Below are 13,714 nucleotides of genomic sequence, written 5' to 3'. Positions count from 1 at the left end.
GACGCGCACGAGGCGGAGACGGACCACCGTCACGGACCCGGCGGCCGGACTTGTGACGAATGATCAGCCTCGAGGGGGGCGGCCGCGGTCGCCGCGGATCCCGGGCTGGCGTGGCGAATTGTCGCGGATTGGCTGGATCCCGGACAATCGATTGATCAATCACGCTCGATCTGGGTCGGTGGAATTGCCGCCGTCCCCCGTTCCTCTGCTACTGTCCGCCGCACGCCGCTGGACATCGGGTCCGCTCGAATTCACGGTGCGCGCAGCCGCGCACTTCCCCGCGAGGAACTCCCATGGCGACGCCTGCCCTGAATACACCCCCCGACACCCTCCGGACCCTCCCGGGGGACGACGTGCGCCAGCTGATGTGGCGGTTCGCGGATCGCTACGACCTCCAGATGCTGGTGCAGTCGGCGCGCGGGGTGGCGCGCGGACCGGTCGCGCGGCTCGTCGCCGACGGTGGGCGCAACGCGCACGAGTGGACCGCGCGCAAGAACGAGCTCCTCTCTCACTACGACGCCTCGGGCATCACGGCGGCGTTCATGGAGCCGGAGGAGGGTGGGTTCATCACGGGGCCGAAGAACCTCGCCCTGGCGCTCGCCGCCTTCGAGCTCGCCTGGGTCGACGCGGGCGCGGCGACCGGCGCCCTCGCGGGCTTCCTCGGGCTCTCCCCGATCCACGAGCGCGGCACGCCGGAGCAGCTGAGGCACTACATGAGCCTGGCCGCGCCCGCGAAGCCGGGCGAGGACCGCGCGCCGTGGCGGGCGGCGTTCGCGCTCACCGAGCCCATCCCGTACGTGGGCGTGGACACCGGGATGCTCTCCGGGAAGGTGAGCGTCGCGGAGTGGAGCCCGGGGGCGGAGCCGGTGCTGCAGGTCGAGAAGCGCGGCCGGTTCATCACGAACATGGGGTTCGCGAACTTCGTCACCGCGGCGGTGGACACCGCCGACCCGCGCATCAAGTCCTCCTGTCTCGTGATCCTCGAGGAGACCGACCCCGGGACCTTCGACCGCGGCACGCCCACGAAGAAGCTCGTGCACCAGCTCTCGTCGACGAGCGATCCCATCTTCAGCCTGCGCGTCCCGGCCAGCCGGATCGTGGGCGGATACACCGTCAAGGACGGGGTCATCGTCCCGAACTTCGATCACTCGCAGGTGATCGAGGCCGTCTTCCGGCGCACGCGCGTGACCGTGGGGGTCATGACGTCCGCGAAGCTGCTCAGCGCGGTCGAGCCGGTGATCCGTTACCAGCGGGGGCGGTTCCGCGGGGCCGAGCAGGCCGCGCCCGGCTCCGTGCGCTACGAGCTCGGCATCCAGCAGCGCGAGGACGCGCTGCACCGGCTCGTGGACGTGTGGGCGGCGGGAGAGGCGGGCGCGTCGCTCGGCTTCGCGACGGCGCGGCTCTTCGACGAGCTCGATCCGCTCGAGAGGAAGAAGGACGCCGCGCTCGCCGCGCAGGGCATCGGCGGGATGAAGGCGACCATGAAGTGGATGAAGGCGCTGGAGCGGAGCGCCCTCGAGCTGCTGGAGCTGGAGGCGCACCCGCGCGGCGAGAAGCAGGAGGCGCGCATCGCCGAGCTCCGCGGCGACGAGCTGGTCCGCTTCGCGCTGCTCGACGCGCAGGCGAACGTCCTCTGCCCGGCGACGAAGCTCTGGAACACCGGCGTGGGCGCGGACTTCATGCGCGAGGCGGTCTCGCTCATGGGCGGCTACGGCATCACCGAGGACTGCCCCGGCTTCCTGGGCCAGAAGTGGATGGACGCCCAGCTGGAGGCCACGTACGAGGGGCCCGAGGCCGTCCAGCGGCGCCAGCTGTCGGTGACGATGGGCAATCCGCTCTTCCTCGCGCAGCTGAAGGCGTGGGTCCGCGAGCTCCGGCACCTCTCCGGCGAGCACCCGGGCCTCGGCGGGTGCGTGATCGCCTCGGCCATGGACCTCTGGCTCTGGACCTACCGCCACCTCGAGCGCTCGACGGACGCGGACGGCGTGAAGCTCGTCCAGTCCCCGCGCCAGGGGGTCACCTTCAAGCTCGCGGACGCGCTCGGGTGGCTCGTCGCGTCCCGCGCGCAGATCCTCGACGCGGTCGTCCTCGCCGAGGAGGGGGGCGCGGTGCTCGGGGAAGCCCACGCCGGCACCGCCCGCTTCTTCGCCGACCTGTGCCACGCGCAGGCGGCGCGGACCGCGGGCGAGGTGGGCCGCATCTGCGCCGAGCTCGTCCACGGCTACAACCGCCACCCGTCCTGGGACGCCGAGGGGCGCGCGGCGTGCTGGTCGGCGAGCGACGCCGACGCGCTCGAGGGGATCATCCCCGGGCTCGCCGGCTGCTCGGTGGACGTGCTCACCGAGGGCGCCCACCCCGACAAGGAAGGCCCGTGCGCCTCGTGCCAGGGCATCAGCGACTTCCGTTCGCTGCGCGTCAAGGTCGACGGGTGCCTGACGGGCGCGATGCTCGCCAAGGATCGCGCGGCGGAGGCCCTCTCGAAGGTGATGATCCCCGAGGCGCTCGACTACCCGCTGTAGCGGCCGCGCTCGCTCGCGCTCGCGAAGGAGAACCGCGTGGAGCCCCTCGGGACCCCAGAGCAGCCGGAGCGTCAGACGATGTCCGTGGACATCGCCTGCGTCGGCTTCGGGCCGGCGACGGCCGGCTTCCTCACCACGCTCTCGCGCCGCCTCGCCGCGGCCGACCGGCCGCCGCTCGAGAGCGCCGCGGCGCCGGGCCTGCCGCTGCAGGTCGTGTGCTACGAGCGCGCCGACGACGTCGGCTTCGGCGTGTCGGGGGTCGTCACCCGCGCCCGCGGCATCCGCGAGCGGTTCCCGGACCTCGACCCCGCGCAGATCCCGATGGCGGCGCCGGTGAAGGACGAGCGCATCCTGTACCTGCTCGATCCGGTCGGGGCGAGCCGCCGCTCCGCGACGCTGCGCGCGGCGGACCGGGGCATCCGCGCGCTGCGGCGCGCGCTCCCCTACGCCGACGAGGCGGTCGAGCTGCCCTGGACGCCCGAGTTCCTGCACAAGCAGGGCGGCCTCGTCCTCTCGATGGGGCAGCTCATGCAGTGGATGGGCGCTCAGGTGCTCGCGGACGGCGCCGTGCAGATCTGGCCCTCCACCCCGGTGGAGCGCGCGCTCGTGGAGGACGGGAAGGTCCGGGGCGTGCGGCTCCTCGACCAGGGCGTCGATCGCCACGGGCGCCCGGGGGCCGGGTACCTGCCGGGCATGGACGTGCTCGCGGCGCTCACGGTGGTGGCCGACGGGCCGGTGGGCGCGGTCGGGCGTCAGCTCGACGCGGAGCTGGGGATGCCCCCCGGCCACGCGCGGCGCGAGTGGGCGGTGGGGATGAAGTTCGTCGTGGATCTGCCGGAGGACACCGCGCTCGAGGCGGGCACGGTGCTCCACACCTTCGGGTTCCCGGAGCCGGAGATCTTCGGGTTCCTCTACGTCCACCCGGAGCGCGTGGCGTCGGTCGGGATCTTCGTGCCGAGCTGGTTCGAGTCGCCCGCGCGCACGAGCTACCGCTACCTGCAGCACTACGTCCAGCACCCCGCGCTCTGGCGGCACCTGAAGGACGCACGGCTCCGCTCGTGGGGCGCGAAGTCGATCCTCGAGTCGGGCCGGCGGGGCGAGCCCGTCCTCGCCGGCGACGGCTTCGCGCGGATCGGGGAGGGCTCCGGGACGACGAACGTGCTCACCTCGTCGGGCGTCGACGAGGCGTTCACCACGGGTGCTCAGCTCGCGGAGGGCGTCATCGCGCTGCTCGAGGCGGGGAGGCCGCTCACCCGGGAGACCCTCGAGGAGGCCTACGTCGCGCGGCGCCGCGCGAGCTGGGTCGAGGCGGAGGGGCGCGTCGCGGAGAAGGCGCGCGACGGCTTCCAGCGCGGGGTCGTGCCCGGGCTGCTCGGGATGGCGCTCGCGGGGCTCACGCGCGGCAGGGTCGCGCTCGGGCACGAGCCGCCGCACCCGGCGGACGCCGTCGGAACGCTCGAGGAGTTCTACGCCGGGCGCATTCCGGCCGAGGAGCTCGCGCGCCTCCGGGCGGAGTGCGACGCGAAGGGGACGCCGCTGCACGACGCGCTCATGGATCGCGCCGGCTGGCCCGCCGTGCCGCTCGACGGGAAGCTCCTCGTCTCGCAGCAGGACGCCCTCCTCGTGGGCGGCAAGGTCCAGGCGCCCGCGGGCTACGCCGACCACGTCACCTTCCGCTCGGCCGAGACGTGCCGGGCCTGCGGCAGGCGCGCGTGCGTGGAGATCTGCTCCGCCGAGGCGCTCCGGCCAGGCGAGGACGGGGTCCCCGGCTTCGATCGGGAGAAGTGCGTCCACTGCGGGGCGTGCCTGTGGAGCTGCACCGGGCGCGTCGCCGGATCGGACGAGGTGAACCTGCTGCTCCGCGCCGGCACGGGCGGGCTTCACTCTGCGGAGAACTGAGCGCTGACCAGACCGGCCGTGCGTGGAGCGCCGCCTTCCACCCACGGCCGGCAGACCGGAGTCGGAATGAGCAACGGATACCAGATCGTCGTCCTCGGGAGCGTCGTGCCGGACCCGCTCCAGACCCTCGAGCCCGCCCAGACGCCCCAGGGGCCGGGGCTCAAGAACGAGCTCATGCTGCCGCACGTGCTCGATCCCTGGGCCGCCCACGCGCTGTACGAGGCGGCGAGCCTCGCCGCGAAGGCGCCCGGGTCGAAGGTGACGCTCGTGGCGCTCGGTCCGAAGGCGAAGCTCCAGCAGGTGATGATGGCGGTGGGCCAGAAGGTCCCGTTCGACCTCGTGGCGCTCGACGGTCCCGCCGGAGGCTTCACCGATCCGCACGAGGTCGCCGCGGCGCTCGCGGCGGCCGTGAGGGCGCTCCCGGGGCTCGATCGCTCGCGGCTGCTCCTGTTCGGCGGCTGGGAGTCCGCCTCGCGCGGCGCGGGCGTCACCCTCCAGCTCGTGGGCGAGCGGCTCGAGATCACAGACCAGTTCCAGGGGGTGGACCAGCTGACGCCCGGCCCGGACGGCTCGTTCGAGGTGCTCGAGCGCGTCGAGGGAGGGAAGCACCAGGTCTCCTGGTGCGGTGGCGCGCCGGCGGTGCTCGGCTGGGCGACGGGTGGCCTGGGCGAGCCCAGGAACAACCCCCAGATCGGCATGGCGAACATGCGCGGCGTCATGCCGGCGCTGCAGAAGGCGCCGCCGGCGCAGGTCGGCACCGGGGGGGTGGAGTTCGTCTCGGTCGCGGTGCCGAAGGCGCTGCGCGAGACGCGGATCGTGAAGGACATGAGCCCCGACGAGATCGCGCGCGAGCTCGTCGAGTGGATCGGCCAGGACTAGCGCGAGGGCTCCCGCCATGGACACCGTTCTCCTCCTCACCCACACCGATCCCGACGGCGGCCTCCCGCGCGCCGCGCTCGAGGCGCTCTCGGCGGCCCGCGCCGTGGGCGGCCCGCTCGTCATCGGCCTCTTCGGCGGCGCCGTCGACGCCGCCGCCGCCGCCCTCGGGGGCGCCGGCGCCACGAAGCTCCTCGCCGTGGAGGGGCCGGCGTTCGCGGACCCGCGCTACGGGACCGACGCCGCGGCCGCCGCCGCCCTGGCGAGGGCCTCGGGCGCGACGGTCGTGGTGGCGCCCGCCACGAGCCGCATGGCGCGCATCGCGGCCGGGGTCGCGCAGCGGCTCGGCGGTCGCGTGGACACGCACGTGACGCAGCTCTCGGCGGAGGGCGGGCTCGCGGCCACGCGCTGGTTCTACAAGCAGCGCATCGAGGCGAGGCTCCGCCGGAAGGAGCGGCCGTGGGTGCTCCTCGTGGATCCCGGCGCGTACCCCGCCGCCGCCCTGGAGCGCGGCGTCGCGCCGCCCGTCGAGAAGCTGGCGGTCATCGCCGAGGGCACGACCTCCACGAAGGTCGTCGGCCTCCGGGCGCCCTCGTCGGGCGAGCAGACCATCCGCCCCGACGCGAAGCTGCTGTTCGTCGCCGGCGCGGGCTGGACGAAGAAGCAGGCCGACGGCAAGCCCCACCCCGACCAGGCCCAGGCGCTCATCCTCGGATTCCTGCGCGCGTCGGGGGCCTCGCTCGGCTCGTCGAAGTCGCTCGTCGATCAGGCCGGGGAGGGGCAGCAGGTGTTCGAGTTCATGACGCACCTGAACCAGATCGGGCAGACCGGCGCCACGCCTCGCCACCCGAGGGGGCTCGCCACCTGCTGCCACGGGGAGGAGCCGCACGTCGTGGGGTGGCGCTTCATCCGCGAGCGTCGGGCCGTGAACCTCGACCCCGGCTGCGGGTGGGCGCGCGGCAAGGCCGACGTGCTGTACGTCGCGGACGCCTTCGCGGTGATGGACAAGGTGAACGCGCTGCTCGGCGCGAAGTAGCCGCCGGTCAGGGCCCGCAGAGCGACGGGCGCGCCGCCTCGACGAGCGCGTCGACCCACTCGATGACCGCGCGCACCCGCGGCGTGCGCCGCAGGTCGCCGTGCACGAGCAGCCAGAGCTCGTGGTGCGGAGGCTCCGGGGCGTCGAGCCGGACGAGGCCGGGGTCCGCCTCCGCCACGAAGCACGGCAGCACCGCCACGCCCACCTCGAGGCGCGCCGCGGCGTGGAGGGAGGCGGTGCTGTTGCTGCGGAACACCACCCGGCGCTCCGGCGCGGTGCGCGCGAGCCACCGCTCCTGGGGCGCGCTCGCGAGCGAGTCGTCGAGGCCGATGAACGGATCGCTCAGGAAGTCGACGGCGCCGCGCCGCCCCGCGGGCGACCCGCGCGCGGCGTACAGGCCGTAGGCCACGTCGGACAGCTTGCGCGTGACGAGCCCCGCGTCCCGGGGCCGCCCCATCCGCAGGGCGAGATCGGCCTCGCGCCGGCCGAGGTCGAACGTGCGCTGGTCCGCGGCGATCTCGAGGACGAGCGCGGGGTGCCGCTCGCGGAGCGCCGGGAGGGCCGGCACGAGCAGGTGCGCGGAGAGGTGCATCGCGGTGGTGAGCCGCACGGCCCCCGCGACGGCCGGGTCGCGCGCGTCCACGTGCCGGGCGAGGGCGAGCACGTCCTCCTCGATGCGCGACGCGAGCGACGCCAGCTCGTCGCCCGCGGGGGTCCGGGTCCAGCCCTGCGGCCCACGCTCGAACAGCGCGAGCCCCAGCTCCTCCTCCAGCGCCGCCACGCGGCGGGCCACCGTGTTGCGGTCGACGGACAGCCGCTGGGCGGCGCGGGAGAGGCTCCCGGACCGCGTCAGCTCCAGGAAGAACCGCAGGTTGCCCCAGTCCAGCCGGCCCGCGCGTTCGTGCGCGGGGGCGGCGCTCACCTGCGCGTTCAACGGTGTGCTCGCCATCGATACCTCTCCTCCCGGAGCGCGCCCCCCACTCCGCGCCAGGAGACCACGATGACCTCGCCCGCCCGGACCCGCCTTTCACCGCCCTCCTGGGGCCCCCGGCCCTTCGTTCCCATCCTCGACGGGGCTCGCGTCGAGCGTCGACGGCTCGCGCGGCCGCTCGGACCAATCGTGAACCGCATGGCGGCGCGCGCGCGGCGCCTCGCGGACGCGGTGACGCCGGAGGTGCTGGCGGGCCTCGCGCTGCTCGTCGGATGGACGGTGCTCTGGGTCCTCTTCCTCGTCGGGATCCTGGAGCCCGCCGCGACCCTGCGGCTGGTGCGCTGACGCGGGCCGGTTCGGCCCATCGCGCTCGCAGCGGCGTGCCCCAGACGACGGAGCGGGCGGCCCATCCTCCGGGCCGCCCGCTCCCCGCGCGCTCGAGTGAGGGTCAGCGCTTCAGATCCTCGGGCAGATCGCCCGCGCTGCGCTTCTTCCCTTCGTCCTCGGCGCGGCGGAACTCCTCCGGCCGCTCGGCGACCTCGCGGGCGGCGCGCTCGGCCTCCTCCTCGACGTGCCCCTTGCGCAGGTGCTCCTGCACGCCCTCCCGGTAGCGCCGATCCGCCTTCCTGCTGCCCTCGCCCTCGAGCTCTGGCCGCTCCTTCTCGTGCATGTGCTCCCTCCCTGGTCCTCGAAAGCTGCCGATGGCGGCCGCCACCGACAACGGGCGGCCGTCGTCCGCGGGCCTGCTCCCCGACCTCACGGGCGGCCGGGAACCCACCGGAGCACCCTCCGCGTCGCCGCCCGGCCGCATGATGGCGAGGCCGTGGTCGCCAGGCGGCGGGGGGAAGGCATGAGACGCACGCTCGCGAGACCCAGGCCGTACACGCCGCTCTGCGCCGTCTGCGCGCTCGCCGCCATCGTCGCGCTCGCGGGCTGCCGGACCGCGGCCCCGCCGCCGCTGCCCGACGTGGCGCCGGCGCCGTACGACGAGGTGCCGCCGCGGGTGGCGCTCGTCCTCGGCGGTGGTGGCGCGAAGGGGTTCGCCCACGTCGGCGTGATCCGCGTGCTCGAGGACGCCGGGGTGCCCATCGAGCTCGTGGTGGGGACCAGCGTCGGCAGCCTCGTCGGCGCGATCTACGCCGCTCAGCCGAACAGCTACGCGCTGGAGCGGATGGCGCGCGGGCTGGATCGCGACGACTTCTTCGACTTCTCCCTCGCGCCGGCGCTGTTCGGCCGGGGGCTCGCCTCGGGCGAGCGGCTGGAGCGGTTCGTGCGCGAGCGCGTCGGCGCGCGGACGTTCGAGGCGCTCCGCATCCCGGTGGCGGCGGTGGCGACCGATCTCGACACGGGCGAGCGGGTGGTGCTGCGTCGGGGAGACGTGGCGCGGGCGGTGCGGGCCTCCTGCGCCATCCCCGGCGTCCTCGAGCCCGTCCGGCACGACGGGCGCGTGCTGGTGGACGGGGGCGTGGTCCGGAACCTGCCGGTGGACGTCGCCCGGCTGCTGGGCGGGGACGTGATCATCGCGGTGGACCTCGCCGAGCTCGAGCCGAAGGCGACGCCGGAGAGCTTCGTCGAGGTCATCTTCCGCGTCGTGAGCCTCGTCGCGCGGGCGGAGGCGGACACCCTGCGAGGGATCGCCGACGTCACGCTCGTCCCGGACGTCGGCAAGGTCGGGTTCATCGACTTCGACCGCAAGGACGCGGCGATCGCCGCCGGCGAGGAGGCCGCGCGCGCCGCGCTGCCGCGCATCCGCGAGGTGCTCGCGGCGTGGCCCCGGGACCGGGCCACCCGGCCCGTCCCGCCGCGCGGCTGACGGGCGCTCCTGCCCGTGCTAGGGCTTTGCCGCATGGCGCGGCGCGGCCCGACCTGGCACGTGTACGTCCTGCGCTGCGGGGACGGCTCGCTCTACACCGGGGCGACCAACGACGTGGAGCGCCGGGTCGCGCGGCACGCGGCCGGCGACGGCGCGCGCTATACCCGCGCGCGCCTGCCGGTGGTGCTCGTCTACACGGAGCGGGCCGGGGACCGCTCCGCCGCGCTCCGGCGCGAGGCGGCGCTGAAGCGGCTCACGCGGGCGGAGAAGCTCGCCCTGGTGCAGTCGAGGCCCGGGCGCCGCACGCGCAGGCGATAGGCTTAACCAATCACATGGTTCGTTACGATGTCTTGGCGCTATCGACGGCCGTGGCGCATCGTGTCTCCCGAACAGGAGGAAGCACGCATGTACCGAAGCCCGAACCCGCTGCCCGAGGAGTCCCGCCGTCGGATCGCCGCCGCCTTGAACGAGGTGCTCGCCGACGGCCTCGACCTGCACGGCCAGCTCAAGGTGGCCCACTGGAACGTCAAGGGCCCGCACTTCGCGGCGCTGCACCCGCTCCTCGAGACGTTCGCCGTGTCGCTCGCCGCGCACGACGACTCGGTGGCCGAGCGCGCGGTGACGCTCGGGGCCAAGGCGTACGGCACCGCCCGGCACGTCGCCGGCGCGTCCCGGCTGCCGGAGTACCCGCAGGAGACGACGCGCGACCTCGACCACGTCCGGCTCCTGGCGGACCGGATCGAGGTCTACCTCGCCGGCCTCCGATCGGCTCGCGCGGTCGCCGAGGAGCACCGGGACCTCGACACGGTGGATCTCCTCACAGGGATCGCCACCGAGTTCGAGAAGCACGGCTGGTTCCTGCGCGCGACCCTCGGTGAGTGATCGCGCTGCCCGTGGCCCCGGGCGCGGGCTCGCTCGCGGCGGCGCGATCAGGCGCAGGGCAGGGCGAGCGCGCGCGCCCGCTCCGCGCGCTGGCGGGAGAGCTCCACGCCCACGGCGTCGAGCCCGTGGGCGTTCGCGACCGCGAGCATCGAGCCGAGCCCGCAGAACGGATCCACCACCGTCCGGCAGCGGGTGTGCGCGACGAGGAATCGCGCCGCGGCGGCGCAGGCCTCGAGCGGCATCGCGCGGGGCCAGGTCATGGCGCCCGCCACGGGCAGGACGTCCGGCGACGACTGGCCCGGCGCGAGCCGCAGCGCCCGGCTCACGCAGAGGAGGTGCGCGTAGGCGGGCCGGCCGACGGTGGTCGTCCCCGGGGCGACGCGGCAGACGATCTTGTGCCACAGGAGGGCGCTGCCGGCGCGCTCCGCCGCGAGCTGCACGAGGAACGCCTTGTCCACCCAGGCGCCGTCGCGCTTCACGTCCGTCTGGTAGAAGATCGCGACCGCCTCGTCCGCGACGGCGCGGCAGGCGCGCTCCGCGGCGGCGAGGAACCAGCGCCGCCACCCGTCGGCCCCGAGCGCCGGCAGCTCGGACGCGTCCGGGAGCGACGTCACCAGCGCGTGGTCGGCCGGGAGCGCTCCCGCCTCGAGCCAGGCGACGCCGTCGCCCACGTGCACGGCGCGGCGCGGCGCGGAGATCGGGCGCGAGAGGAGGCTCCCCGGCATGCGGGCACCATAACCCGCGCGCGGGCGCCGTCGTGGAGCGGAGCGGACGGGATGCGCGCCGCGGAGCCGGGTGACTTTCGCGGCGCCGCGGCGATACTGCCGTCATGGCCGCCCGCTGGACCCACGTCGTCGTCAAGGTCGCGGACCTGGAGCGCTCGATCGCCTTCTACCGGCGGTTCTGCGGGCTGGAGGTCGTCCGCGACGGCCGTCCCGGAGGGCACACCGTCTGGCTCGCGCCCGCGGCGCGGCCGGACGGTCCGCCGGCGTTCGTGCTCGTGCTCTACCTCACCCGCGTGGACTTCCGCCTCGACCACCTCGGCTTCCAGTGCGAGGCGCGCGCCGAGGTGGATCGCCTCGCGGCCGAGGGCGCGCGGCTCGGCATCCTCGCCGAGCCCCCGTTCGACGGCGGCGGCGACATCGGCTACGTGACCATGGTCCGCGATCCGGACGGGCACCTCGTCGAGTTCACCTTCGGGCAGCCGATCGGCGGCCTGTGACGCAGCCGCGCGATGAGCGGGCAGGGGCGCAGCAACTCACTCGCGCGGCTTCGCGCCGTCCCGCTTGCGGCGGTTGAGCATCCACCAGCCCCACTTCTCGCTCCACAAGCCTGGCCCGGTGAGCAGGACGGCGAGGAGCGTGAGCACCAGCGCGCCAATCACCGCGATCGGATCGATCTCCATCCTTCCTCCGGGAGAGCCCTGCCCGTACGGATAAGGAGCCGGCCCCGCGCCGGCACGGCCTTCTCGCCTCGCCGCGCCCGGGGGTTGCGCCCGGCGGTCGGCGGGAGCACGACCACGCGTGGGAGGTGTGCGATGGAGCAGCGCAAGCTCGGGCAGCAGGGGCTCACCGTCTCCGCGGTGGGGCTCGGCTGCATGGGGATGAGCGAGTTCTACGGTCCTGCGGATGAGGCGGAGTCGATCGCCACGATCCACCGGGCCCTCGAGCTCGGGGTCACCTTCCTCGACACGGCGGACATGTATGGTCCGTTCAAGAACGAGGAGCTCGTCGGGCAGGCGCTCCGCGGCCGGCGGGATCGCGCCGTGCTGGCGACGAAGTTCGGCAACGAGCGGGGCGCGGACGGGAGCTGGCTGGGCGTGAACGGCCGTCCCGAGTACGTCCGGAGCGCGTGCGACGCGTCGCTGCGCCGGCTCGGCGTCGAGGTGATCGACCTCTACTACCAGCACCGCGTCGATCCGAAGGTGCCCATCGAGGACGCCGTCGGCGCGATGGCGGAGCTCGTCCGCGCGGGCAAGGTGCGGTACCTCGGGCTGTCGGAGGCGGCGGCCGGGACGATCCGGCGAGCTCACGCGGTCCACCCCATCACCGCGCTCCAGAGCGAGTACTCGCTCTGGAGCCGCGAGCCGGAGGACGAGATCCTCCCCACCGTCCGCGCGCTGGGCATCGGGTTCGTCGCCTACAGCCCGCTCGGCCGCGGCTTCCTCTCCGGCCAGATCCGCTCGATCGACGACCTCCCGGCGGACGACTACCGACGCACCGCCCCGCGCTTCCAGGGCGACAACTTCGCGCACAACCTGCGGCTCGTCGAGCACGTCCGCGCGCTCGCCCAGGCGCGCGGCGTCACGCCCTCGCAGCTCGCGCTCGCGTGGGTGCTCGCGCGGGGCGCCGACATCGTGCCGATCCCCGGGACCAAGCGGCGCAAGTACCTGGAGGAGAACGCAGCCGCCGCGGACGTCCGGCTCGCGCCGGAGGAGCTCGCGCGCATCGAGGCGATCGCGCCGAAAGGCGTCGCCGCCGGCGACCGTTACCAGGAGTCGGGCATGAAGATGGTGAACCTGTGACCGAGCCGCGGGGGACGCGGCGGCCGCGGTCGCCTGCGCCGCCGCCAGAGGGGGAAGCGTCATGACGATGTCGATCCGCTCCACCGCCTTCGAGGACGGAGGCGAGGTCCCGCAGGTCCACACGTGCGAGGGGGAGGATACGTCGCCGGCGCTCGCGTGGTCGGGCGTCCCGGCGGGCGCGAGGAGCCTGGCGCTCGTCGTGGACGATCCGGACGCGCCCGATCCCAGGGCGCCCAAGATGACCTACGTGCACTGGGTGCTCTACGGGCTGCCATCCGATGCGAAGGGCCTGCCCGAGGCGGTCGCGGCGAAGGATCTTCCGCCGGGCACGCGCGAGGGGATCAACGACTGGAAGCGCACCGGGTACGGTGGGCCGTGCCCGCCCATCGGCCGTCACCGCTACTTCTTCAAGCTGTACGCGCTCGACACGGCGCTCCCTGACCTGGGCCACCCGACGAAGGCGGAGCTCGAGGCGGCGATGAAGGGCCACGTCCTCGAGGAGGCGCGGGTCATGGGGACGTACCAGAAGAAGAGCCGGTGAGCGTCGCGCTCCGCGGTTGGCCGCGCACGCGTGCGGAGCTGGAGGACGCTCAGGCGAGGCTCGGCGCCGCGCGTCCTCCGCCGTGGGGGTGGGAGGGCGGGGCCCTGCGAGTCGCGGGGTGCGCCGTCGTCTCGCGTCGTGGCGGGGCGGTCGCCGCGGAGGAGGAGCTCGGCTTCGCCGCGGCGGCGCTCGTCGAGCTGGGCCGCGACGGCCTGGCCGCGCTCGCGTACTCGGCGGCGGTCGGCGCCCTCCGCGCAGGGTTCGAGAGCGGGCTGCTCGCGCTGCGCGAGGGGCCCCTGCTCGCGGAGGCGGTGGTCGCGCTCCCCGAGGCCCCCGGCCTGCTCCTCGTCCACGCGGCGGGGAGAGACCACCCTCGCGCCTGCGGGCTCGCGGTGAAGCTGGGCGCGGCGCTCGGCCTGCCCTCCGTCGGCGTCACGCGCCGGCCGCTCGTGGCCGGCGGGCCGCTGCCGGAGGACCGCGTCGGCGCGCGAGCCCCGCTCACGCGCGACGGCGAGGAGGTCGCGTGCCGGGTGCGGACGCGCGCAGGGGTCCACCCGATCGTCGCCCACGCGGGCTGGCGGACCACGCCCGAGATCGCGGCCGAGGTCGTGCTCGCCGCCACGCGCGGCACGCGCTTCCCTGAGCCGCTGCGCCGCGCCGTCCAGCGGGCGCGGGCGCTGCGGGACGGGTGAG

General features: G+C 74.8%; 16 protein-coding genes. 12 read left to right on the top strand and 4 right to left on the bottom strand.

Translation table 11 applies throughout. The features are described 5' to 3' along the window. The first annotated feature begins 353 nt into the window (after nucleotides 1-353). The 4 genes from ANAE109_RS14860 (at nucleotide 354) to ANAE109_RS14845 (ending at nucleotide 6,330) form a co-directional block, all read left to right on the top strand. Nucleotides 354-2,519 carry an acyl-CoA dehydrogenase family protein gene (locus ANAE109_RS14860; protein WP_200860861.1) on the top strand — a complete coding sequence of 722 codons (2,166 nt, stop codon included), beginning with the start codon at nucleotides 354-356 and terminating at the stop codon, nucleotides 2,517-2,519. A 78-nt stretch (nucleotides 2,520-2,597) separates the two neighbouring features. Beyond that, complete coding sequence (locus ANAE109_RS14855; RefSeq protein ID WP_012097700.1) at nucleotides 2,598-4,418, top strand: 4Fe-4S ferredoxin; 1,821 nt, start codon at nucleotides 2,598-2,600, stop codon at nucleotides 4,416-4,418. Between the two features lie 66 nt (nucleotides 4,419-4,484). After that, nucleotides 4,485-5,297 carry an electron transfer flavoprotein subunit beta gene (locus ANAE109_RS14850; protein WP_012097699.1) on the top strand — a complete coding sequence of 271 codons (813 nt, stop codon included), beginning with the start codon at nucleotides 4,485-4,487 and terminating at the stop codon, nucleotides 5,295-5,297. Between the two features lie 16 nt (nucleotides 5,298-5,313). Next, complete coding sequence (locus ANAE109_RS14845) at nucleotides 5,314-6,330, top strand: electron transfer flavoprotein subunit alpha/FixB family protein (protein WP_012097698.1); 1,017 nt, start codon at nucleotides 5,314-5,316, stop codon at nucleotides 6,328-6,330. Between the two features lie 7 nt (nucleotides 6,331-6,337). Here the strand turns inward: ANAE109_RS14845 and ANAE109_RS14840 are convergent, their stop codons facing one another. Continuing rightward, nucleotides 6,338-7,279, bottom strand: a complete 942-nt coding sequence (locus ANAE109_RS14840) for a LysR family transcriptional regulator (RefSeq protein ID WP_012097697.1) — start codon at nucleotides 7,277-7,279, stop codon at nucleotides 6,338-6,340. A gap of 171 nt (nucleotides 7,280-7,450) precedes the next feature. On the opposite strand from ANAE109_RS14840, the gene ANAE109_RS25325 reads away from it, so the two are divergent. Further along, nucleotides 7,451-7,606, top strand: a complete 156-nt coding sequence (locus ANAE109_RS25325) for a hypothetical protein (protein WP_158305894.1) — start codon at nucleotides 7,451-7,453, stop codon at nucleotides 7,604-7,606. Nucleotides 7,607-7,709: 103 nt separating this feature from the next. Here ANAE109_RS25325 and ANAE109_RS14835 read toward each other — a convergent pair whose 3' ends face one another. Next, on the bottom strand, nucleotides 7,710-7,931 hold the full coding sequence (locus tag ANAE109_RS14835; protein ID WP_049768597.1) for a hypothetical protein: 222 nt from the start codon (nucleotides 7,929-7,931) through the stop codon (nucleotides 7,710-7,712). A gap of 180 nt (nucleotides 7,932-8,111) precedes the next feature. Here ANAE109_RS14835 and ANAE109_RS14830 point away from each other — a divergent pair, with 180 nt between their 5' ends. Genes ANAE109_RS14830 through dps form a run of 3 tightly spaced genes read left to right on the top strand, consistent with a single transcriptional unit; the run spans nucleotide 8,112 to nucleotide 9,956 of the window. Continuing rightward, nucleotides 8,112-9,074 carry a patatin-like phospholipase family protein gene (locus ANAE109_RS14830; RefSeq protein WP_012097694.1) on the top strand — a complete coding sequence of 321 codons (963 nt, stop codon included), beginning with the start codon at nucleotides 8,112-8,114 and terminating at the stop codon, nucleotides 9,072-9,074. Nucleotides 9,075-9,107: 33 nt separating this feature from the next. Then, nucleotides 9,108-9,392: a GIY-YIG nuclease family protein gene (locus tag ANAE109_RS14825; protein ID WP_012097693.1), complete on the top strand. Its 285-nt coding sequence runs from the start codon at nucleotides 9,108-9,110 to the stop codon at nucleotides 9,390-9,392. Nucleotides 9,393-9,419: 27 nt separating this feature from the next. Continuing rightward, nucleotides 9,420-9,956 carry a DNA starvation/stationary phase protection protein Dps gene (gene dps, locus ANAE109_RS14820; protein WP_369729524.1) on the top strand — a complete coding sequence of 179 codons (537 nt, stop codon included), beginning with the start codon at nucleotides 9,420-9,422 and terminating at the stop codon, nucleotides 9,954-9,956. A gap of 47 nt (nucleotides 9,957-10,003) precedes the next feature. Here dps and ANAE109_RS14815 read toward each other — a convergent pair whose 3' ends face one another. Then, nucleotides 10,004-10,681, bottom strand: coding sequence for an SAM-dependent methyltransferase (locus ANAE109_RS14815; RefSeq protein WP_012097691.1), 678 nt, complete (start codon nucleotides 10,679-10,681; stop codon nucleotides 10,004-10,006). Nucleotides 10,682-10,785: 104 nt separating this feature from the next. On the opposite strand from ANAE109_RS14815, the gene ANAE109_RS14810 reads away from it, so the two are divergent. Next, the gene (locus ANAE109_RS14810; RefSeq protein ID WP_012097690.1) at nucleotides 10,786-11,178 is read left to right on the top strand and encodes a VOC family protein; all 393 of its coding nucleotides are present in this window, start codon (nucleotides 10,786-10,788) and stop codon (nucleotides 11,176-11,178) included. A gap of 36 nt (nucleotides 11,179-11,214) precedes the next feature. On the opposite strand, the gene ANAE109_RS25555 is transcribed toward ANAE109_RS14810, so the two are convergent. Then, a complete protein-coding gene (locus ANAE109_RS25555; protein ID WP_012097689.1) occupies nucleotides 11,215-11,361 on the bottom strand; it encodes a hypothetical protein in 147 nt (48 codons plus the stop codon). A 132-nt stretch (nucleotides 11,362-11,493) separates the two neighbouring features. Between ANAE109_RS25555 and ANAE109_RS14805 the strand changes: the two genes are divergently transcribed. The 3 genes from ANAE109_RS14805 to ANAE109_RS23540 all read left to right on the top strand — a co-directional run bounded on the left by ANAE109_RS14805 (nucleotide 11,494) and on the right by ANAE109_RS23540 (nucleotide 13,713). Further along, nucleotides 11,494-12,480 (top strand): aldo/keto reductase, encoded by a 987-nt coding sequence (locus ANAE109_RS14805; RefSeq protein WP_012097688.1) that lies wholly within the window; start codon nucleotides 11,494-11,496, stop codon nucleotides 12,478-12,480. Between the two features lie 61 nt (nucleotides 12,481-12,541). Continuing rightward, a complete protein-coding gene (locus tag ANAE109_RS14800) occupies nucleotides 12,542-13,021 on the top strand; it encodes a YbhB/YbcL family Raf kinase inhibitor-like protein (RefSeq protein WP_041448375.1) in 480 nt (159 codons plus the stop codon). Beyond that, on the top strand, nucleotides 13,018-13,713 hold the full coding sequence (locus ANAE109_RS23540) for an endonuclease V (protein WP_012097686.1): 696 nt from the start codon (nucleotides 13,018-13,020) through the stop codon (nucleotides 13,711-13,713). Before ANAE109_RS14800 ends, ANAE109_RS23540 begins: the two co-directional genes overlap by 4 nt. Nucleotide 13,714 lies beyond the last annotated feature (1 nt).

Origin of the sequence: Anaeromyxobacter sp. Fw109-5, assembly GCF_000017505.1 — a bacterium.
GTDB lineage: Bacteria > Myxococcota > Myxococcia > Myxococcales > Anaeromyxobacteraceae > Anaeromyxobacter.
This window is presented reverse-complemented; position numbering and strand designations above follow the sequence as displayed.